This is a genomic window from Ketobacter sp., assembly GCF_003671495.1.
Classification (GTDB): Bacteria; Pseudomonadota; Gammaproteobacteria; order Pseudomonadales; family Ketobacteraceae; genus Ketobacter.
The window spans coordinates 40,585-62,401 of record NZ_RCHN01000038.1 but is presented as its reverse complement, the minus strand read 5'-3'; the positions used below and the strand labels follow the sequence as shown (position 1 = coordinate 62,401).

At 57.0% G+C, this 21,817-nt stretch carries 14 protein-coding genes and 1 pseudogene; 12 read left to right on the top strand and 3 right to left on the bottom strand.

Going from position 1 to position 21,817, the window contains the following annotated elements:
- Positions 1-287, top strand: a pseudogene (locus D9N14_RS18100) (nuclease); the annotation flags it as partial.
- 46 nt (positions 288-333) lie between these two features.
- Here the strand turns inward: D9N14_RS18100 and D9N14_RS18095 are convergent.
- Positions 334-1,878 carry a TniQ family protein gene (locus tag D9N14_RS18095; RefSeq protein ID WP_290582343.1) on the bottom strand — a complete coding sequence of 515 codons (1,545 nt, stop codon included), beginning with the start codon at positions 1,876-1,878 and terminating at the stop codon, positions 334-336.
- Between the two features lie 169 nt (positions 1,879-2,047).
- The gene (locus D9N14_RS18090) at positions 2,048-3,067 is read right to left on the bottom strand and encodes a helix-turn-helix domain-containing protein (protein WP_290582341.1); all 1,020 of its coding nucleotides are present in this window, start codon (positions 3,065-3,067) and stop codon (positions 2,048-2,050) included.
- A gap of 187 nt (positions 3,068-3,254) precedes the next feature.
- Here D9N14_RS18090 and D9N14_RS18085 point away from each other — a divergent pair, with 187 nt between their 5' ends.
- From D9N14_RS18085 to D9N14_RS18075, 3 genes are all read left to right on the top strand, one after another.
- Positions 3,255-4,601, top strand: a complete 1,347-nt coding sequence (locus D9N14_RS18085) for a hypothetical protein (RefSeq protein WP_290582339.1) — start codon at positions 3,255-3,257, stop codon at positions 4,599-4,601.
- A 156-nt stretch (positions 4,602-4,757) separates the two neighbouring features.
- A complete protein-coding gene (locus D9N14_RS18080) occupies positions 4,758-4,994 on the top strand; it encodes a hypothetical protein (protein WP_290582337.1) in 237 nt (78 codons plus the stop codon).
- Positions 4,995-5,139: 145 nt separating this feature from the next.
- Positions 5,140-6,390, top strand: a complete 1,251-nt coding sequence (locus tag D9N14_RS18075) for a hypothetical protein (RefSeq protein ID WP_290582335.1) — start codon at positions 5,140-5,142, stop codon at positions 6,388-6,390.
- An 8-nt stretch (positions 6,391-6,398) separates the two neighbouring features.
- On the opposite strand, the gene D9N14_RS18070 is transcribed toward D9N14_RS18075, so the two are convergent.
- Positions 6,399-7,982, bottom strand: coding sequence for a hypothetical protein (locus tag D9N14_RS18070; RefSeq protein WP_290582333.1), 1,584 nt, complete (start codon positions 7,980-7,982; stop codon positions 6,399-6,401).
- Between the two features lie 159 nt (positions 7,983-8,141).
- Between D9N14_RS18070 and D9N14_RS18065 the strand changes: the two genes are divergently transcribed.
- From D9N14_RS18065 to D9N14_RS18030, 8 genes are read left to right on the top strand one after another with little or no spacing between them, the layout of a single operon-like run.
- Positions 8,142-9,521 carry an SrfA family protein gene (locus tag D9N14_RS18065; protein ID WP_317622644.1) on the top strand — a complete coding sequence of 460 codons (1,380 nt, stop codon included), beginning with the start codon at positions 8,142-8,144 and terminating at the stop codon, positions 9,519-9,521.
- Positions 9,522-9,541: 20 nt separating this feature from the next.
- The gene (locus D9N14_RS18060) at positions 9,542-12,502 is read left to right on the top strand and encodes a virulence factor SrfB (protein WP_290582329.1); all 2,961 of its coding nucleotides are present in this window, start codon (positions 9,542-9,544) and stop codon (positions 12,500-12,502) included.
- Complete coding sequence (locus D9N14_RS18055; protein ID WP_290582327.1) at positions 12,499-15,207, top strand: putative virulence factor; 2,709 nt, start codon at positions 12,499-12,501, stop codon at positions 15,205-15,207. The genes D9N14_RS18060 and D9N14_RS18055 overlap by 4 nt, the downstream gene beginning before the upstream one ends.
- A gap of 17 nt (positions 15,208-15,224) precedes the next feature.
- The gene (locus D9N14_RS18050) at positions 15,225-16,256 is read left to right on the top strand and encodes a hypothetical protein (RefSeq protein WP_290582325.1); all 1,032 of its coding nucleotides are present in this window, start codon (positions 15,225-15,227) and stop codon (positions 16,254-16,256) included.
- Between the two features lie 41 nt (positions 16,257-16,297).
- Positions 16,298-18,349 carry a vWA domain-containing protein gene (locus D9N14_RS18045; RefSeq protein WP_411267957.1) on the top strand — a complete coding sequence of 684 codons (2,052 nt, stop codon included), beginning with the start codon at positions 16,298-16,300 and terminating at the stop codon, positions 18,347-18,349.
- 3 nt (positions 18,350-18,352) lie between these two features.
- Entirely contained in the window at positions 18,353-19,066 is a 714-nt protein-coding gene (locus D9N14_RS18040; RefSeq protein WP_290582347.1) for an ABC transporter ATP-binding protein, read from the top strand.
- Positions 19,067-20,299 carry an ABC transporter permease gene (locus D9N14_RS18035; protein ID WP_290582321.1) on the top strand — a complete coding sequence of 411 codons (1,233 nt, stop codon included), beginning with the start codon at positions 19,067-19,069 and terminating at the stop codon, positions 20,297-20,299.
- A complete protein-coding gene (locus D9N14_RS18030; RefSeq protein ID WP_290582319.1) occupies positions 20,256-21,809 on the top strand; it encodes an SUMF1/EgtB/PvdO family nonheme iron enzyme in 1,554 nt (517 codons plus the stop codon). The genes D9N14_RS18035 and D9N14_RS18030 overlap by 44 nt, the downstream gene beginning before the upstream one ends.
- Positions 21,810-21,817: the final 8 nt, after the last annotated feature.

Below are 21,817 nucleotides of genomic sequence, written 5' to 3'. Positions count from 1 at the left end.
GTACTGGTTATGTGGGAGTGGCCAAAGTAACAGGCCATGCCGTGATGGCCGATGAGTTCATCACCCCTGAGTTGCATCTGAAAGGCGAATACAACCTGGCCTCAGACTGTGGCGAGGATGAAGCTGAGTACTTCGTGCCCGTTTCCTGGCTTCACCAGGTGCCGGAATCTCAGGCAGTGAACGAGGTTGGGCTGTTTGGAAACCAAAACTCGGTTGCCAGGCCTCGTACCCCCAAGTGGGAACATACGGTGAAAAGAATAAAAGAAATGTGGGGAATTAAGATTTAGATTTGTGAGGCGATACGAATGCAGGAGATCTCTATGGAATTGTCAGTCAATTCAAACGGAGATCTACAATTTGTTTAAAGCTAAAAGGTTTGGTTGTTGATTCTTTGAACGAGTAATTTAGCTGTGATTTCGCAAGCATATTAAATACGTCTGTGATCATGAAGCCTTGCTTTTGTAGTCCGCTTAGTGATTTACCTTTTAAGTTTTCATGTTGCAGGGGTGATTTTTTGAGATTGTTAATCATGCGCTGCCATGACCTTTTACAGATTAACCAATCTCGGTTCTGTGAGTCAGCCCTTTGCAAGGCTTTAACAAGTCCTGCATCAAGTAGCAGCTTAAGCTGGTAGCGGGAAAGTTCGGTCTCAATGATGGCTTGTTCCATTGACCAGTTATCTTGGTACAGCCTAGCCAGAGTCCCGACTTCCTCTCTGTTGAAGTAGGCTTTGCCTTTGAACTTATGGAGCGTTATTTTGCCTTGGGCTATCAGACTGTGAATTCGGGGCTCTCGACAATCAAGGAGGCGTTGTGCCTCCTTTTGGGTTATCAGCGGTCGCTCATCTGATGATAAAGATATTCTGGTAAGCCGATGGGTTTGAATTGCATTCGGCCAGTTGATCTCGATGAATTGGTCAAACGCGGCACGTAGGCGAGCAATACCTTTGTTCTCTCGCTGCCGATACAGTTTTTCGTGGATGTCGCGAAAGTGCTTGTTGATACCCGACTGCCCGCGTTCGCTCATCGGGTTATCAATGTACTGGCTAAGCAGCAGATGGAAACCATGAGGCCAGCGTTTCAAGGCTTGCCATGCCTGGGTGTAATGGTGAGATACAGTCAGGTTGTCCAAGCTAGCCGGTGTGAACAGTGTTTTGTGGAACAGCCTGTACTGGTAGTGTGCAATGAAATGGATTAGAGACAAGGCTTCAGCGAAGTTCAGGCGCCTAAGCACGGCGGGAATCGATTTTGGTGGGTTACGTTCCTCGATCAGATGAGTCATTGCCCTGGTGAAGGCTAAGGTTGCAGGCGAGGCCTTCGGTATCGAATTAACCGGTGGGAATGGGTCGTTTTCACCGAATTCATTGAGAGAGTGGCGGTACCAGCTCAACCTCTTCCCTGTCCTAGGACTAGTATCTACCAAGACCAGCTTGTGCTTGATACAGGCTGTATAGGGGATGTGGCTCCATAGGTCGGAAGAATATCCCATCTCTTCGAGGCATTCGGGGCAGATTTTCGGGGTTTTGACGAAGATCTTGGTGGTAAAGTGCGGCACTTGGGACGATTTGAAGGTGTCAGCTGTTCTCGGATAGGTATAATCGAGCCCCAGCTGGGAAAAGTACGGCGCTATGTCATACTCTCCAGTAATTATCTGGTGGGCTGGTATCCGGAGGTTTTTCCACGGTAGACCGGCATGCTGGAGCAAATGGCCGATATGGTGAAAGCCATTTTGCTCGCTGACCCGGATGAGATAACTGACCATGCACTCATCGGGTTGCCGATGGGGTCGAATTAGTAGTCTGCTCATGTTTTGAGCATAGAATTTCAGCGCATGGTCGTGAAGAGATAATGAGCTGGGATCGGTAAGAAACTTGTTCAAACTTATGTCGAACCCACGTGGTGCGTGGGCCTTAGGCGTTTTTTGGGGATAGCAGAAATTTGTTCAATCTTTTCTCGAAAGTTTTGTTCAAACTTATCTCGAATCGAGCCGAAAAATGCGGGCTGTAGAGGTGTTTTGTTCAAGCTTTTGCGAGGATTTACAGGGCCCCTCACAAATACAACCGATGCAACGTCATCTCAAACGAGCGGGTGGTGTCCAGGGTGGTGTGGGTGTCTTCCAGCGTTTGGATGTCGAACTTGTAGATCACCTTGTCCAGCTTGAGCACCAACTGGTGCTCATCCGCTTGCCAGTTCACGCCATCCGGCAGCCGTACCAGGGCGCTGGGGTCGATCCAGTTGAACGCGATGCCCTGATCCGCTTCCAGGCGGATGAAGCCCCCGTTGCGCCAGCGTTCGATCTCCGCATCCGGCACCGGGATGTTCTTGTTGATGAGTTCCACCGACATATGCCACTGGCTGTCGATCAGGGCATCGGCCAGGGGCGATCCTGATGCGCTGTCCTGCCATTGCCACCAGCCGGTGAATACCACCGCCAGCACCAGCACCGTGGCCAACGTCGCTGAAGTGACTGGCCGTTGCAGAAACGCAACGAAAGGCAAAAAACCGGGGCGTTCCGGTGCAGATTGATCCGTGGTGTCTGCAGCGGAATCGGTAACCAGGATGGTCGCCACCGGTAGGTCCAGCGCGGCGGCGATGGTATCGGCGGTGGAGCGGGCCACGTCTTTCCACTCCCCGTCTTCGATGGCCTGCAGGAACCGCAGCGGCAGGCCGCAGCGTTCTGCCAGTTCTGCCGGCTCCCAGCCGCGCTGCAATCGGGCATCACGCAGGGCGCAGGCATCGATCGCGCAGCGCTCCACCGTGGCCAGGGGGCGGTTGCCGGTGCGCGGTGAGATACCCTCCTGGCCGTCGTAGTTCATGGCGTCTTCCACCAATTCCTGCCAGGGCAACGTGACATCGGTGTCGCCGCTGGCGGTGTATTCACAAAACTGCTTGATCACGGCGCACTGATGCCGGCCCCAGCGAGCCTGTTCTTTGCCGGCGTCGATGGCGATGGCTTTGTTGAACAAAGTGCGGGCACCGCTTTCCAGAATGCTGACCCGAATGTTGAAGCAGCGTGCTGCATTCAGGACCAGGTCCGGACGTACCGCATAAAAATCAGTGCTGTTCAATGGCGTCCTATGCTCGCTTAGTGGATTGTTTTTACTAGGTTTTATTCGTTTTTTTTAATCAGTACCAATCAATACTGATAAAGGTTTGTTGCGCCAGGAGGGTTCCGTAAAGCTGGGATTGTACACAAGGCCCTGAGCACGGGCCAGACATCCACAGCAACCCGTAACAACCCTTGAGGACGAACCCATGAAAAATACAAACACACTGAAACGCTCCCTGACACGGCTGACACGCCTGAAACCCGTTGCACCCTTCACCCTGCTGATGAGTTCTGCGCTGCTGGTCGCCTGCGGCGGCTCCGGGGGCGACTCGGATGAGGATGATGGCGGCACGGTGGTGACCACCACCACCGGTCAATTCCTCGACAGCGCCGTCGCCGGCTTGACCTACGTATCCGGTAGCCGTACCGGCATCACCGACGCTGCCGGCACGTTTGAATACCAGATTCTGGATGGCGTTGCGCAGGACGTGCGCTTTTCGTTTAACGGCATTGAGCTGGGCTCGGCCTTGGGCAAGAGCGTGGTCACTCCCGTGGATCTGGTGGAGGATGGCCAGCTTGAGCAGGTGACGGTGCAGAATATTGCCCGCTTTTTGCAGATGCTGGATTCCGATGGCGATCCGCAAAACGGCATTGCCCCTTCAGCGGAGTTGCTGACGGCGTTAGGGGCGGTGGAACTGGACTGGCCGCCCCTGGACTTTAGCGATCCCGATTTTGGCAATCAGTTGGCGTTGCTGGATGTGATTCAGGATTTAAACACCTACGACTCCGCACTCCATGTGTTGCCCAGTGCAGGCCAGGCCAGCGCGCACCTGCAGCAGACCATTGCCTGTCAGAGTTCCGGTATCTTTTCCGGCACCTTCAACGGTGAGGATGCAGGGCATTATGTGTTGTGGATTCAGCATCAACGGGTAGACCCGTTGGTGTTCGGCGACACCGCCCCCCGGGCCGGAGTCACCAGTGCCTATGTGTACAGTCAACGGCAGAACCGGCTCATTGGCGTATCCCCACAGGCGGGGCTGCGGTTTGATGCCAACAATGGTTTTGTGGCAGGCCAGGCCAATAACGGGGCGCAATTCACGGCCAGTCTGGAGGATTTCAGCCGGATTGTGAACGGGGTTTGGCGCAACGATGTTGAAGGGGGCTCGGGAGCGTTCTCCGGCACACGGGTGGCCGGCGACCCCACGGCCCGTTATCGCCTCAGCGGCGCGGTGGGGGTGGAAAGCCTGCCATTGGCCACAGCGGACAACACCGGTGCCATTGCCCTGGATGTGTTTGCCGACGACCAGGTGCGTGGTGAGCTGGTCACCTCGCGGGGACAACACTATCCGTTCGCGGGAACTCTGGTGGATGGCAGCCTGGTGCTGACCACGTCGGAGGGCTTATCCCTTGGCCTGATCTTTGATGCCAGTGGGGATCATGTGGACCATCCGGACCAGGTGCTGTTTGGGGAGCCGGGCTTCTGGGGCTATTGGCAGGTGGCCGGTGTCGGTGGCGTGTTGGTGGGGACCAGTTGTGAGTTGAATGGCGGTTAATCCCGTATTATGCCAGTTAGGCCAGGCAGGAGGCTCAGTTAAGGCGTCCTGCCTGGTGGCTGCAGTAACTTATTGATTCATAAGTTAGGTGTTACTTTTTTGCACAATTGAATATTTTGTGTACAATAGTAACGTTGTATTTGGAGAATCCATCTTATGAAACCCCTGTTGCTGTTGCCGCTGTTACTGATCACCACATCTGTTTTTGCTGAGTCCCTCACTGAGGCTGAGTTGGATACCCGCGCCATGGACGCCCGTCTGGCTGCGGGCCTGGAGGCGGAAGTGGAAGCGAAAATCCGCAGTCTGAATAGTGTGGCTCTGCAGGCGCCAACCACGGGATCCACCACCGTGGAACGTCCCTCGGTGGACTCCGGTGCCCTGGTAAAGCGCTGAAATTTCCCGAAAACACCCCAGTAGTCAGGATTACTGCCTTCAATTCCTTGCATCTTCGCCTTAAATCGGTGATGTTGCCCCAAGCGTCGCCCAGGGTGGGTTGACTGTTCATACGGGCTGCACGGATTGATAGGGGGAAGTCGCAGTGACGCGGGTAGTGTTGTGCTTGTTGCTTGGGGTGTTGTCGTTTCCGGTTTCCGCCCGGCCGTCTTTACCAGAATGTTCTTTGCCCAAACTGGGTAACCGGCTGCCGCAACAGGTGTTTGACACCCTGCTGGCCATCCAAACCTCTATTCCCCATCAATACAGCGCCGAAAAGGACATCAGTGCCCTGGCGTATCAAGCAGGATTCTTTACCCGGGTGCAGGGCTGTAACCAGCCGGGGGTGAATCTGAAGGCGGATAAAACGGGCTACATCCTGACCCTGGCCATCAACAATTTCGATCAGTGCGTTGCCATCGAGCGCTCAAAGCTGTTTGCTGCCCGCGGGATTCGGGTGGAGATTACCCATCTGCCCCGTCCGCAAGAAAAGCGTTGTCTGAAAAATCCCATCAGCGGATTTTTCCTGGGTGTCATACCTCATGCCAATCAGGCCACGTTTTATCTGCCGGTGGCGAAGCCGCTGCCCACGCCTGCGCCCACTCCCGCCCCCACCTCGCCACCCACCAATCAGGATGACGGATGCAAGGAGTACACGAAATCCAGGTATCAGTCGTTGAGCAAACAAACCCAACGGGCCCTGGATCTGATTCGCCAACACACCAGCGCAAGTAAAGGCCAGTTGGCGGCATTTGAGAAGCGGGGCGGCAAGATCTATATCTGTGACGGTCTTGCATCCGGTACTGCCTACATTGATGCTGTGGATGTTATCCGGCTGGTGGAGGCGCAGGAGAGTCCACGCAAGTTTGAAAGCTTCGTGCGGATGATGCTGGAAGAGATTGCCCACACCAACCGAACACAAACCGGCTGGCCGCATCCGAAGGACTACAGTACATCGAAGCAGTTTGCTTCAGCCAACCGGGAGCACTTGCTGAACAGCGAAGCAGAAGGTTGGATTTATGCCTGGTTTGGGGCATCTGAAATCACCGCCGCCACGAAGTACTCGATTCCGATGATGGCTACCACTAAGAACAAGTGCCGAGATGACCTTAAATCCAATGGCGCAATCAGTGTGGCTGAACACATTAGCCGATTGAGAAGCCATACCCTGAAGGATGGCTGGAATCGGCAACAGCAAAAGGCGTTTACCGCTGAATACTGCGTAAAAATCGCGATGGCAGCACCTGGCAAAACCTATGCCCTGTATTATTACGACATGTCAAAAGACATCTATGATGCCTACAAGAAAGGCAGCAATTTCACCGTGGTCCGGGGCCGACCGATGAAGAAAAGCTAGCGGTCGCCTCAAGGCGGTGGTGCTGCGTTGGCCTCAGGCTTGACGCAATGCTCCGGCCCCAGTACGTCCCGGGCGGCCTCGGTGGCCATCTTCAGAACATCATCCGCATTTTTTGCGGTGTAGACCTTGCCGCCGGTGGCGCTGGCCAGGCAGTTGCCGGCCCCGGTGCCCAGGATGTCCACCACGTTGATGGTGAGATTGGGTTTGGAGCGGGCCAGGGCATTGGCCACGGCACAGGGATTGCCTTCACAGCTTTCCTCGCCGTCGGACACCACCAGAATGGTGGATTCTTTGTTCACCCCGTCCACCAGTTGGCCCGCCTTGAGCACACCATCCGCTAACGGGGTGCCCTGTTTGGGCTGGATGCTGCTGATGGAGCGTTGCAGTTCTGAGCGCCGGCCGGGGGCGAAGAAGCCGTAACTCTGGGCGGCGGGGCAGCTGCCCACCAGCACCAACCCCACGTTGACGTCGCTGGGGGTTTTGCTGATCACGCTATTCGCTGCTTCGCGGGCCGGAATGATCCTGGGGTTCTTGAAAATGTAATCATAGTTGCTGCTGCTCTGACGGCGGCCGCCAAACAGTTGAGACAATGCGTTGGCCATTTTCTCACGCTGCATCATTTCTTCCGCCCGGCGGGCTTCCTGGGTGGTGATATTGATGCTGTAACCCATGGAGCCCGACGCGTCGAATACGATGACCAGTTCCGGTGCCAGGTTTTCCGGGCGTTCTTCCGGGCACAGGTTCTTGGCATCCTTGATCAGCTCTTCCCGGCAGTCCTGTTGCAGTTTGGTGTCCAGCTCCGCTTTCAGGGCAATGGCCCGGGGGGCGTCGCTGTTCAGCAGTGGATGGGTGCGGAAGATGGCCTGCAACTGCGCGCAATCGTCGCCTGCAGCATTGATCAGTGCCAGCAGCTCTTCAAAGGGGTCGGGCTCGGGTTCCGGTTCAGGCTCGGGTGGGGCTTCCGGTTCGGGCTCCACCTCCTCCACCACCGGTTCCTCGGGGGGGGTATCTTTTGCCAGCGGGCAGAAAAAGTAATATAACAGGCCTAACAGTAACAACAGCAGAAGCAGCAACAGCAACCAACGCAGCCAGGATCGTCGCTTGGGTGTGGTGCTGGTGGCTGCAGGCGCTGGTGTCTCCAGCGGGGGAACCAAGGGCGGGGTATCGTTTACCGGCAGTGCCGCCTGGGGGGCCAGACCATAACCCCAAAAGGTGATGACTGGCTCGCCGTTCAGGGAGTACAGGTTATCCTGGTTGGGATAGCGGACGGCATTGTCCAGGATGTCCGCCGCTGCCGTCTCGCCCCGGGCACGTAAGGTGCTGGAGAGTTGTTTGATGGAGTCCAGTCTTTCGTTCAGCAGTCGATCCAGGTTGGCGCTCTGTTCCGGGCTTAACTGGGCATAGGGAATGGGTTCTCCGCCCAGATCGGAATACCATTCCACGGCATCTTCGTTTTTCTGTTTGGGGCGCGAAAACAGCGCAGCGGTACTGGCGGGAAGGTGTTGCCTCAGAATCTGCTGGAGCGGTTCGAACTGAGCCAGTGCGTCGGTGGCGACATACTTATCTGTCAGCGATCGTGCGATACGTTTCATAGCAACCCAATGCCAATGTGATGGGAATGAAGTCAGAGCAATTGCCGCAGGCTATCATATTTTTTCGCGGTGTTTAGCAAAATTGTCTGCGGTTCTGAGCAGTTTTTGATCTTTTGATCACAAGGGTATTCAAGTACTATACGTTGACTAATCAGATACATGGATGCGGGGATTATGGCGGGGGCTCTCTTAAGAAGTGGCAAGTTAGAGTCATATAAGGCACTTGGGGATGACGGCAGACCGGTGTATCGCTCGGCGTTACAGTTGCGTGAAGCGGTGCGCTTGAAGCTTGGCAAAGACGTTGCCAACTGCCTGGCGATTCCTCAGCAGAATGATACCGGCGACAACATCGACTGGTATGCAGCAGAGGGGGATGAGGTGATCCCCTGGTCCACCGCCACCGATGATGAGCGGCAGCAGGCCATCAAGGATCTGGAATTTCTCCAGCAATCCCTGCAAGGGGAAGCGGAGAAAATGAGCCGCAGCGAAAACCGGGAACAGAAAATTTTTGGCCGCTTGCTGGATAAGGTGATTTTTTTTCCTGACAGTCAGCATGTGTATCTGGTGAATGACAAACCGGTGATCACCTTTTGGGGTTTCACCGGTGCCGATGGTGTGATTCCGGCCAATCCCCTGGCCTGCCTCAGTGCGATGGGCCCACGCCCCACCGCGCCGGTGACGGAACCCGTGCTCGAGACCCCGCTGCCTGTGCCCGTGCCCACCAAAAAGCGTTTTCCCTGGTGGTGGATACTGTTGGCATTGTTGCTGTTGTTGGCCCTGCTGTTCCTCTGGCGCAGTTGTGCGGAGCCTGAGGTGATCGCGCCACCGCTGCCTGAGGCGGTGACCGATGAGCCTGTGCCAGAACAGCAAGACCCTGAGCTTCGGCGTCGTACTCTGGTGGATGATGTAGATCGTCTCAACGGGGTGAATCCAGGGTTGGATACGGTGAACGATGTGGACAGTGCTGAACCGTTAACCGAGACGGAGACCCCTGCGGATGAGATGCCCGTCGATCCTGCCCAGAACCCGGAAGAGCCCCCGTTAGAAGATCCTGCGTCAGAAGAACCTCCGTTAGAAGAACCTCCGTCACCGGAAGAGACCCCCGCAGATGAGCAGGGTCCGTTGCCGCTTCCGGAAGAACCACCCGTGCCCGAGCCGCAGTCAGGCGAGCCCCTGCAATTGGGCGCAGAGCAGTTGCAGGATGAGAAAGCCAGTTTCCTGAACGGCAGTTGGAACGCCGGCGCCGGCATTCAGGACGCGGAAACCGGCCGGCCGTTGCAGCTGGAGTACGATTTCTCCGATGGCCAGGGCAAGGTCAAAGTGAAAGACGCCCAAGGCGTGGATTGTGTCGGCAACGTTTCCACCCGCGCAAGCGGCGGCAGTTTGAGTATTGCTTCGGAGGGCGCTGTGAAATGTCCCAATGGGGCCACCTATCGTCTGCCGAACATCGAATGCAAACCGGGCGCAACCTCGAAAGCGGATTGCAGCGGAAGCTATGACGGTGAAAACGCCTTCCCCATGTCGATCAAGCGTCAGTAATGACGGAATAAGGAAACCCTATGCTGCCAACCATTAAAGCATTTGAAGACAAAGTGATTACCCTGATTCAGGGCAGCAGTATTCAGTTTGTCGACTTTGCGGTGAAGCTGGATCTGAAACGTGAGGCCATTGGCGAGTTCGCGCCGCAGATCAGTAATCTGTCTGTGGCCCGGCTGGAATACGATGATCGCAAGGATATTTTTTTCCACCCGTCGCAACCCGGCGAGTCCATCAAGCCCTCCATCAGTGTGCCCATCGACCAGTCGCTGAAGCTGCTGTCGGACACCTGGCTGCCGGTGCCGTTCTTCCGTCTGACCCCACCGCGGCGGTTTGCCGAAGGGCCCACCAACTGGGCGCGGGCGCGGATTCGTGAACTGGCAGAAGGCGAGGACCGGGACGGTAACACCCATTGGATCACCATTGCTTTTGATACCCAGGTGTTTGACGTGTTGCGGGACACGTCCTATCTGGCCCCGACCCGGGATGATGTAAGTGCCGGGCATGTGTTCAGCCTGGCCCACCGTGCCAATGAAATGGGCTGGTTTCTGGAATTGCCCTGGGTCAACAGTTGGCTGCAGGAGGTGTTCTCGGAACAGGCCGGCTCCCGCTTTGGCATGCAGGAGGATGACATTGAGGACGAGTGTAAGGAGTTCTACTACCAGGCCCATTATCTCAACCTGCTGTATCTGATCGGCAGCAAACTGCCGGATCACGAATACAAGATCACCACCAACACCGCCACCGACCTGGAGAAACCCATTCCGGTGGACATGGTGCTGGATGTGGGCAACTCCCGCACCTGTGGCATCCTCATTGAAAATCATCCCCAGGAAAAGGATACGTTGCACAAGCGCTATGAGCTGGAGTTGAGGGACTTAACCAATCCGTCCCAGGTGTATTCGGAGCCATTCGAAAGCCGGGTGGAATTCAGTCAGGCAAATTTCGGCAAGGATCATTATTCGGTACAAAGCGGTCGCAGTAATGCGTTCCTGTGGCCCACCATCGTGCGGGTGGGGGCCGAAGCACGGCGCCTGGCGAGCCAGCGCAAAGGCACAGAGGGCTCCACCGGATTATCCAGCCCGAAACGCTATCTGTGGGATGAAAACAATTACGAGCCCGGCTGGCGTTTCAATTGCGCGTTTGTGAAGTCTGACTCCGAGCCCTATGCCACCGCGGCGCCGGTGGCGAACCTGATCAACGAGCAGGGGGAAGCCTTGTTTGCGGTGCCGGAAGCGGACCGTCTGCCGGTGTTCCGGCCGCATTATTCCCGCAGCTCGGTGATGACGTTCATGTTGTCGGAGGTGATCGCCCAGGCCCTGATGCAAATCAACAGCCCCAGCCAGCGCAATAAAATGAGCCATGCGCAGATGCCGCGCCATTTGCGCACCATCGTGTTGACCGTGCCGCCCTCCATGCCCAAACCGGAAAAGGAAATTCTGCGCAAACGGGTGGAGCAGGCGCTGGGTATTGTCTGGAAGAGCCTGGGCTGGCATCCGGAAGATGAAGGCATGGATGAAGAGGGTAAGCAAAAAGCCTGGCCTGCTTTTCCGGATGTGCACATCCAATGGGACGAAGCCACCTGCGGACAGGTGGTGTATCTGTTCAGTGAAATCCAGAACAACTTTGCCGGTCGCCGCGAGGAGTTTTTTGCCACTCTGGCACGGCAGGGCGGTAAAAAGCTAACCATTGCCTCCATCGACATCGGCGGCGGTACCACGGATCTGGTGGTCAATGATTATGGCCTGGATGACGACCGCAGCAGTAACGCCTTTATCGTGCCGGAACAGCGCTTCCGCGATGGCTTTAAAGTGGCCGGGGATGACATCCTGCTGGAAATGCTGCAATTGTTTGTGGTGCCGGTGTTGGCGCAGCGCCTGAAGGAAGCCGGAATTCGTGATCCGCAGCCATTGCTGTCACGGCTGATCGGCAGTGAGCCGGTGGTGGTGCAGGAGGCGGTGCTGCGGCAGCAACTGTCATTGCAGATTCTGAGCCCTATTGGTTTGGAAATGTTGTCCGCCTATGAAAAGTTTGATCCCATTGAGCCGGGCAACCTGGGCGCGGTCACCATTGGTGACTTTATTTCCCGTTATGAACACCCAACGGATCGCGTGTTGCATTATTTCAATAACGCGGTGATGACCCATCCTGAGTGCACGGTGACGGAGTTCAATATCCTCAATGTGGAGCTGCCCATCAATCTGCGCAAGGTGCACGAGGCGTTCCTGAAGGGGCGCTTCAATATCTGTAAAACCCTGAAAGCACTGGGTGAGATTGTGTATTACTACCAGTGTGATGTGCTGTTACTGACCGGCAGACCCTCCCGCCTGCCCGGGGTGCAGGCGGTATTGAAATCCCTGCTGCCCGTGCCGGTGAATCGGATTTTTCCTTTGCACGGCTATCGCGCCGGAGGCTGGTATCCCTTCCATAAGCAGGGGCGCATCGACGACCCCAAAACCACCGCGGCTGTGGGGGCCATGTTGTGTGCCATGGCGCCTAACCTGTCCCAGTTTTTCTTCCGGGCGGCGGCGTTGAAACCCTATTCCACCGTGCGCCACCTGGGTCTGATCGACAACAACAACATGCTGAAGAACAGTAACGTGTTCTATGAGGATATCGATCTGGATGACCCGGATTACGAATTGCCGGAAACCAGCTTTGAAGTGCGTGGGCCCATGCGCCTGGGCTTCCGTCAATTGGGTGCTGAACGTTGGGGGGCGGCACCGCTGTACACCCTGAGCATCGAAGACGACAAAGTGAAGCGGCAAATGGCGGAGCAGGGCACGGTGCTGAAAGTGCGCCTGCGGAATGAACGCAGTCGCCGTGGCGATGCCGCGGGCACCGAGAAGTTTGTGATTGTGGCGGTGGAGTCGGATGCCGGGGCGGTGAAAACCAAAAGCCTGAAGCTGCAACTCAACACCCTTACGGACGCCGGGCTGGGCGAAACTCAATATTGGTTGGATAGTGGAAGCGTAATTCGATGAGCAATATCAACGCCGAACAATTAACCCAGCGCTGGGCCTCCATTCGGGATGCGGCCGGTGAAGCGGTCAGTTGGGTTGAGAAAGTAAGAGTCAACGCACCACGGCTGGACAACGAGGCCGATCACCTGATTCTGCGTCTGCGCAAAGCCCGCAATATGGCGCGGCGTTTGGGCACGGTTTCCAATCGACCCATGACGGTGGGATTTTTCGGCCTGTCCCAGGCGGGTAAATCCTATCTGATCTCGGCCCTGGCGGCCGGTGACAACGGCAAGCTGGAAACCCAGTACGGTCCCCAACGACTGGACTTTATTGATCATGTGAATCCCCCCGGGGGCGGTAAGGAAGCCACCGGCCTGGTGACCCGCTTCAGTCGTACCGCCAACGCCGGGCCCGCGGATTTTCCCATCGAGCTGAAGTTGTTTTCCGAAGCGGATCTGGTGAAGGTGTTTACCAACTCGTTCTTCAAGGATTTCAATCACGAGAAGTTCAATTACGACTACAACGACCAGCACATTCGCACCAAGCTGAAGGCGTTGTCGCAGCGCAAGCAGGCGGCCCCCTGTAAAGGCATCAACGAAGACGATGTGGTGGATATCTGGGATTATCTCAGCGATCGGTTTTCTTCCACCTCAAGAGCGTTGTCCGGATATTACTGGCCGACGGCGGTGGGGCTGGCGCCTTATTTGTCGGCCCGGGATCGTGCTGAGCTGTTTTCGGTTTTGTGGGGCGAGATCCCGGAATTTTCGGAGACCTACGTACAGTTTTCCACACTGTTGGATAGCCTGAACAACGCCGATACCGTTTATGCACCGCTGGAGGCGCTGGTGTCTGCCACGCCACAGGGCACTTTGTCCCAGGCGGACAGCATCATGAACGTGGACATGCTCGGCCGTATCGGTACCAGCGACGACCACTCGTTGTCGGTGTGCCCCGTTGTGGCAGCTGAGGTGCTGGCCCCGGTGAGTGTGTCGGCGGCCATGCTGGCAGCGCTGACGGTGGAAATGGTGTTCCCCCTGGTGGAAAAAACCAAGGAGCCCATTTTTGAGGACGTGGACCTGCTGGATTTTCCGGGGTATCGCGGCCGCAAGGATCACGGTTCCATTGATGAAATGCGCAGCTCCGCAGCCAAGGCCGGCGTCAACCCGGTGTCGGAATTGCTGCTGCGGGGCAAGGTGGCCTATCTGTTTGAGCGCTACACCGATTCCCAGGAGATGAACATCCTGATTGTGTGTACACCGTCGGACAAGCAGTCTGATGTGGAAGACGTGGGGCCGGTGCTGACGGAGTGGATCAACCGCACCCAGGGGGAAACGCCCGACGTGCGCGCCAAGCGGCAATCCGGCTTGCTGTGGGCCGTCACCATGTTCGACAAGCGGGTGGTGAATCAGCTCAACATGAGCGAGGAGAATCTGCCCGGTGCCTGGGACGGCATGATGAAAGCCGCCATGCTGGAGAAATTCGGTTCCTTTGCCTGGATGCAGGAGTGGGTGGATCAAAAGCCATTCGCCAATACCTTCCTGGTGCGCAAGCCCGGTTTTCCGGTGGCGTTTCTGGAGCTGGAAGGCGCCCGCGAAATCGGCGTGGCCGCCTCTGCCAAGCCACAGCTGGAGATCATGAAGCGTACCTTTGCCCATGAGGAAAACGTGAAGCAGCACGTCAGCGACCCGGAAGCCGCCTGGGAAGCCATGCTGGCGGCAAACGACGGTGGTATTGGCCGGGTGGCGGCGTACCTGAAAACCGTGGCGTTGCAATCGGTGAAGCTGGAGCGTCTGAACGAGCAGTTGCAGAATTTGTTGCACGACCTGGTGGATCTGCGCCTGAGTCCCTGGTTCATGTCCGAAGGCGCCAGCGAAGTGGAGAAGAAAAAGAAGCTGGCTCAGCAGGTGTTCGATGAGGTGAAACCCAGAATCATGCTGCTGGGGGAGTTTATGGCACGCCTGCAATTGCCGGAGGACATGCTGCGATCCCTGTACCTGCGGGTGGATGATGAGATGGCGGCCCAGTCCCAGGCCTCGGATCCGGAGGCGGTGGAAGATGATGGTGCCATCTCCATCGGCGGTGATTTTCTCAATATGGATTTCGACATGGATTTGAGCGGTGCCTCCGACGACGCTGCCCTGGAAGAGACGCCTACCCAGACCACCAGTTCCGGTGATGCCCAGTTTGCGAAAGCGGTGGTGCGGGAATGGATCAATCACATCCGTAGCATCACAGAACAGCACAGTCTGATCCGTTATCTGGGATTTCCGGTGGGCAGTGTGGAAGCCATTGTGGATGAACTGGTGACGGCGGCAAACCGAATGAACCTGGAGGCCATGCTGCTGCGCACCGTGGGCCAGGTGGATCAGGATGCCACCAAGCGGGACCTGCTGGTGGAGCGGCAAATTCTGGCCGTGCGCACGCAACTGGGTGACTTTATTGCCTGGTTGGGATTTCTGGGCATGGCACTGGAGCAGCGGCCGGCCAGTCTGGTGAATCGCGGCACCAAAATTTTCCAGCCGCCGGCGGCCATCGCCAACGGCAAGTTGCCGGAACTCACCCCGCAACCCTATAACTTTTCCGCGGCCTATCTGGCGGACTGGCTGGTGGCGTTCTCCCAGGTGGCCCAAGCCAATGCCGGTCACAGCGCAGGGCGTGAAATCACCCCGGATCAGAATCAGCAGTTGGGATTGATCATCGGCAAATTCACCGCCAGTGAGTGTTAGGAGTTAATGACAGCATAATGTTAAGAATTGAATTGCATCCCTCCGCCCGGGGGCCCGGCTACGGCGACATCAAAATCAAGGGCTGGAGCCAGGGTGAAGACGACCTGGAGTTATCGATACAACGCAATCAGGATGAGCGTTATCTGGCGGTCAGCGGCGACTGGACCACGTCACAGGAGTGGCACAGCATCGCCGGGCTCAGCTTCACCGATGAGTTATTGCAAGGCACTGTGGGCCCCTGGCTGATTGATCCGCTGGTGAAGAACTCCCAATCCCAATTTCGCCTGGAGCTGAAATGCGGCAGTCACGTGGATGTGGGTGGGGTGTTGATCCGGGGCAATATTCTGTCTTCAGAAGCCGCCAGGTCCACTGTGCCTCCGGAGCCGGCGCCTCCAGTGCCCCCGCCGGTCAGCGTGCCCGAGCCCGAGCCCGAACCGCCCGCACCGGAACCCATTCCCGAGCCCGAACCGCCGGCGCCGGAACCTGAGGAAGAAAAGGAAGCGCAGGAAGCCGAGCCACCGACGCCTGTGCCACCCCCGGTGGTGGAGCCGCCTGCGGCTGAACCGACGCAAAAGAAATCCAAATTGCCCTGGGTTCTGGGGGTGTTGCTGTTGTTGGCGATCCTGGCCGGGCTGGCCTGGTTTTTCCTGTTAAAGGATAAGTCCACCTTGAGCGGTGACAATGGCGCCAATCCCAGCGTCGTTGGCGAGTGCAGCGTCGAATCACTCAACGATCTGGACGACCTGTTGTTTGTGCAGGGCTGCCTGAGAAGCGCACCGGACCCGGACGCCGTATTCGCCGTGATTGACATGGCCAAGCAAGCGGAGCGCTGTGGTGTGGTGCAGCGCATCTATGCCTTCAAAGCCCAGGGTGGGGATGCGGATGTGGCGCTGGCCTACGGCAAGGAATACGATCCGGAGTTCCACCAGGAAGGCGGCTGTATCGACAAACCGGATGGGGAAACGGCCATCTATTGGTACGAAATGGTACTCGAGCGTGACGCTGAAAATGCGTTTGCCAAAGAGCGTATCCAAGCATTGAGGCCCTGAGCACCGAGGAACCTGTTTACATGAAACACATTGCCCATCGAATGGCCGCTGCGATCCTGAATCCTGCCCGGTTAACCCCGCTGATTCTGGCCCCTGTCGTGTTGGGGGCCAGTCTGTTCAGTGCTCACCATGCTCATGGGGCAACCCCGCTCAAAGTGGAAAACAAAACCTCCATCTACCAGCGGGTATTGACCGTACCCGGCTGCGAGCTGGCGGAGCAGATGAGCAGCCGCAGCGGTAAGCCGCAGCCGGCTTTCACCCGTTTTTATGTCTACCAGCGACAGGAGTTCAACGGCGCAAAGTGGTTGCAGGTGGGCCCCGACAGTTATGGCAACACCAGCGGCTGGATGAAGGCAGACTGCACGGTGCCCTGGAATATGCAAATGACCCTGGCCTTCACCAATCCGGCGGACCGCCACCCTCTGCTGTTTTTTAAAGATCGGGCGCCATTGGATGACCTGTTCGCCGAGGAGGAGCCAGAGGCGCCTTTCCAGGCCATTTTGCAGGCAGTGGACACCAAGGGGCGGCATCCGCAGGTGGTTTCCCGCGAGCCGGAATACCAGGTCAGCCTGGAAGAAAATTTTTATCTGTTACCGGTGATGGAAGCGGAAGAAACCTTCACTGAGCAGGGCTATCGGGCCCGGATTCTGAAAGTGGCGTCGGTTTCCAAACAGAACGGCGCCGGTGCCAAGTCCGCTACCAACGGCAATGCCAAACCCAAGGCCAGCAATGAAAACGCGAAAAACCTGTTCAAGGGTTTTTCCGCCTCCATCGTGTTTGTGATTGATTCCACCATCTCCATGGGCCCGTACATCGAACGCACCAAAGAGGCAATCAACAACATCTATCAGGTGATTGAAAAGAAAGAACTGCTGGACAAGGTGAAGTTCGGGCTGGTGGCTTATCGTTCCAGTGTGGCGGCGGCCCCCGGTTTGGAATACGTGTCAAAAATGTATGTGGACCCGGTGACGGTCAAGGACGGCAAGGATTTTCTGGAGAAAGTGAAAACCCTGAAGCCGGCCTCGGTTTCCAGCAAGGCGTTTAATGAAGACGCCTATGCCGGTGTCATGCAGGCCCTGGATGATGTTAAGTGGAACGAGTTTGGCGCCCGCTACCTGATTCTGGTGACGGACGCCGGCGCGCTGGACGGGGACGACGCGCTGTCCGGCACCGGACTCAGTGCCAGCCAGGTGAAGCTGGAGGCGGACTATCGTGGGGTGGCCATCTATGCCCTGCACCTGAAAACCCCCAGTGGGAAAAACAATCACGCTGAAGCGGAACAGCAATATTCCGAGCTGACCCACAATGCTGTTCTTAACAAGCCCCTCTACTTTCCGGTGGAAGCCGGAGATGTGGATCGTTTCGGCCGCAAGGTGGATGCCCTGGCGGAAGCCATCGCCGCCCAGGTGAAACTGGCCTACTCCGGTGAGCAGGCGGCGGGCAGTGCCTTGAATGCCAATCCGGAATATGGCCGCAGCAAAAAGCCTGCGCCACCGGTGAGTGCGGACAATACCGAAGACGAACAGCTGCTGCAGGACACCTTGTTGCTCGGGCACGCCATGCAGTTGGCTTACCTGGGGGAAGTCACCGGGGCGAAAGCCCCCAATGTGTTTGAAGGCTGGATCAGCGATCGTGATATTGTCGAGCAGACCAAGCCCACGGTGGACGTGCGGGTGCTGTTAACCAAAAGTCAGCTGAGTGATCTCAGCGACATCGTGAAGCAGATCGCCGATGCCGCCAACCAGGGTTTGATCTCGCCCACCGACATGTTCAAGAAACTGCAGTCCTTGTCTGCCACCATGGGTAAGGACGCGAATCAGGTCAAGCAGGCGGAATCCACCGCCCTCAGTGAAATGGGGTTAATGGGGGAGTATATTGAAGGCCTGCCTTATCTGAGTGAAGTGCTCATGCTGGATGAAGAAACCTGGAAAAGCTGGAGCGGCCTGCAACAGGAAAAATTCATCCGGCGCCTGAACACCAAGCTGAAATATTATCGCAAGTACAACGACGATGTGGATCGCTGGGTGTCGCTGGCGGAGGGCAGTGATCCCCGTGAGCATGTCTATCCGGTGCCACTGGAAATGTTGCCCTGAGTGATGCTGGAGATCGCGGGGCTCAACATGACCAGGGGGCAGGGTGGCGATGCCTTTTCCATCCAGCTCCCCAGCCTGCAGCTGGCGCAGGGAGAAACCCTGGCCATCGCCGGCTTGAGCGGCACCGGAAAAAGCACCCTTCTGGAAATGATCGGCCTGGTCCTGGCCCCGCACCGTATTGAACGTTTTCAGTTCACACCATCAAGCGCTGCATCCTCCTTCGATATCGCGCAGCTGATCCGGGGTTCCCGTCAGGATCAGCTGGCACAGATTCGGGCCCGTCACATTGGTTTTGTACTGCAGACCGGTGGCTTGCTGCCCTTTCTGACGGTGGCGCAAAATTTATTGCTGCCGCGGCAACTCAATGGCCTGCCGCCCAAAAGCGCGTTGCTGGCGGAGTTGTCGGACGCCCTGGGGGTGACGGAACTGATGGCCCGCAAACCCCGGGAATTGTCTGTGGGCCAGCGGCAACGGGTGGCGTTTGTGCGGGCCTTGTCCCATGAGCCCTCGTTGTTGCTGGCGGATGAACCCACGGCTGCACTGGACCCCTACCATGGCCAGCGGCTGTTCGAGAAAATGTTGGATGTGGTGGGGCGCCATCAGGTCAGTGCGATCGTGGTGACTCACAACGAAGCGCTGATCGAACATTTTGGTTTGCCGGTCCTGCGTGGTGACCATCTGACGGGCGCTGCTGGCAGCGGCGCGGTGTTTCGTTAAATGCGCCGTTTGCAGCACATAGGCCTAAGCTGGGGTCTGGCATTGAAGGACCTGTGGGATGATAAGTTTGTGTCCCTGTGTGTGGTGGCCTCGCTGGTGGCGGTGATTGCCCCGTTGATGTTGTTGTTCGGGCTGAAGAATGGTGTGGTGACCCAGCTGCGGCAGGAGCTGTTGAGTAACCCGGAAATCCGCGCGGTGAAAATCGTGGGCAATCACCGCCTGACCCGGGACTGGATCGCAACACTGCAAAAACAGCCCGCCGTCGGGTTTGTGATGCCCATGACCCGCTCCCTGAACCTGGAAGTGAGTTTACTCAAAGACCATCGGCATTTTCTGGAGAACGTGGAGTTACTGCCCTCCGGCGCCGGAGACCCGCTGTTGCAATCCAGGGATACGATATTGGCGCCGCCGCAAGGCCGAGACGAGATTGTCATCAGCCAAGCCGTTGCCACCCGCTTGGGCGTGCAGCCCGGGGAGACAGTGCAGCTGGTGGTGGTGCGGCAATTGGATGGGCAGCGCGAGCGCGGCAAACGGGAATTGGTGGTGGTGGCCATCGTGCCCCAGGAGGTCTTCCCCCGGCCGGTGGCGTTGGTGTCGTTGACATTACTGGTGGCGATTGAAGATTTCAAGGACGGCTATCGGGTGGATGCCTTTGGGGTCACCACCGGCCGACTGCAGGAGGCTGAGCGTACTCAATTTGCCAAAGTGCGCCTGTACGCAAACACCCTGGACGATGTGGCGCGTTTGGATGATTGGCTTGGCGGCCACAATATCGATGCGCTGACACAGCGCTCGGAGATTGAATCGGTGAAAGCGGTTGATCGCTTGTTGACCATCATCTTCAGCATCATCGCCTGGACGGCGGTGTTAGGCGCGGTGGCCGCGCTCATTGGTGCCCTGCTGTCCAATATCGACCGTAAACGGAAAAGCCTGGCCATGTTGCGCTTGATGGGATTGATTGGGCAGGATATCGTATTCTTCATCATGGCGCAGACCACGGTGTTGGCCGGCATCGCCTTTGTGGTGGCGTTGCTCCTGTTCGGTATTGGGCAGGCCACATTCGACCAGGCCTTGGCGAGTTATCTGCCGCAGTCGGCCTATGTGTGTTATCTGGGCCCGATGGATCTGGCGGTTGCGTTTGCCGCAACGCTGATCCTGGCTGCCATTGTTTCAAGTTTAGGGGGGCTCCGTGCACTTAACGTTGAACCGTCGGAAAGCCTGCGGGATTTCTGATTTCATTGTATTGGGATTGTTCTGGTTGCTGTTGTCCGGCAACGGTTATGCAGAGTGGAAAGACAAGTACATCAACCCCGAGCCTGCCGACGGTGATGTGGTGCTGCCCATGCCCTGTGGTGGTGGCATGGTGTTTCGCAAGGTGGAGGTGCCTGCGGAGTCACCCCTGGCAGACTATGGTGTCACTCTGGGGCGCGATGGTGATGACTGGGGTTACATCGAATATTCCCGCCCGGCCCACATTGCCGGCAGTTTCAGCAACGCGGATAAGAGCAGCCGTTATTACCTGATTGCCAAGTACGAAACCACAGAGCTGCAATACCAGGCTGTGCATGCGCCGGAATGCGGCAAGGCGGGCATGAAGGGTTTGATGCCCCAGGTGAGCATCAGTTGGTACGATGCCGTGGCCTTTGCCAACGGCTACAACCTGTGGCTGCGGGAGCATCATCTGCAGCAGATTCCCCAGGAGGACGGCAATTACGGCTTTGTGCGATTGCCGACGGAAACCGAGTGGGAATTTGCCGCCCGGGGTGGCCTGGCCGTGACCCAGTCCCAGTTCCGCGACAACACCTTCCCGGTACCGGAAGGCCTTAATCAATATGCCTGGTATGCGGGCAGCGCATCGGCCAACGGTAAGTTGAATCTGGTGGGGCGTTTGCAACCCAATCCGCTGGGCTTGCACGATATGCTGGGGAACGTGGATGAGATGATGCTGGAGCCGTTCCGTCTTAACAAGCTGGATCGTATGCACGGACAATACGGTGGCTTTGTGGTACGGGGCGGTAATTACCTTACGCCGGCCAGTGAGCTGCGCACGTCGCTGCGGCAGGAGAACAACTTCTATCAGGATAAACAGGAATACACCGCCAAAACCGTGGGCTTTCGTTTGGTGTTGGTGGCACCATCGCTGACCTCCCGGGAGCGGGTGCTGGCCATAGAGAAGGACTGGAAATCCCTGGGCAAAAGCAAGCCGGCCCAAGGTGCGGACCCGATGAAAGAACTGGAGGCGGTGCAGGCGGGTGTCACCGATCAGGCCCTGAAGAAGAAACTGCAGAAACTGGAGGCAGAGTTGCGGGCCAACACCCAGACCCGGGATGAGCAGATGAACCGGGCCATCCGCTCGAATTTACGGTTAGGCGCGTTTTTGTGCACCAAACTGCAGGACGACGGCAAGTACGTGGATCTTATGAGCGGGCTGTACGACCGCCATTGTGGCAGTGCACCCGCCGGAGATGAGCGCTGCCTGAAACGTCGCGAAAGCCTCACCAACAGTGAAAATCTGTTGGAATTCACCTTGCAATATTATGCTGATACCGTGGTGGATACTGGCTTGAACTACGGTAAAGGTGCCATTGAAAAGCAGGTGCCGGTGGCCGACAAGGAGCTGGGTGCCCGAGGGGTTTCCAATTTGAAATCCTTCCTCAAAGTGCACTGGCAGAACCTGGAACAGTATATGGATAACGGGCGGGTTTCCCGTCAGCAGTGGCTGGAGTCATGCAAAGTCATTTAATCTTTTGA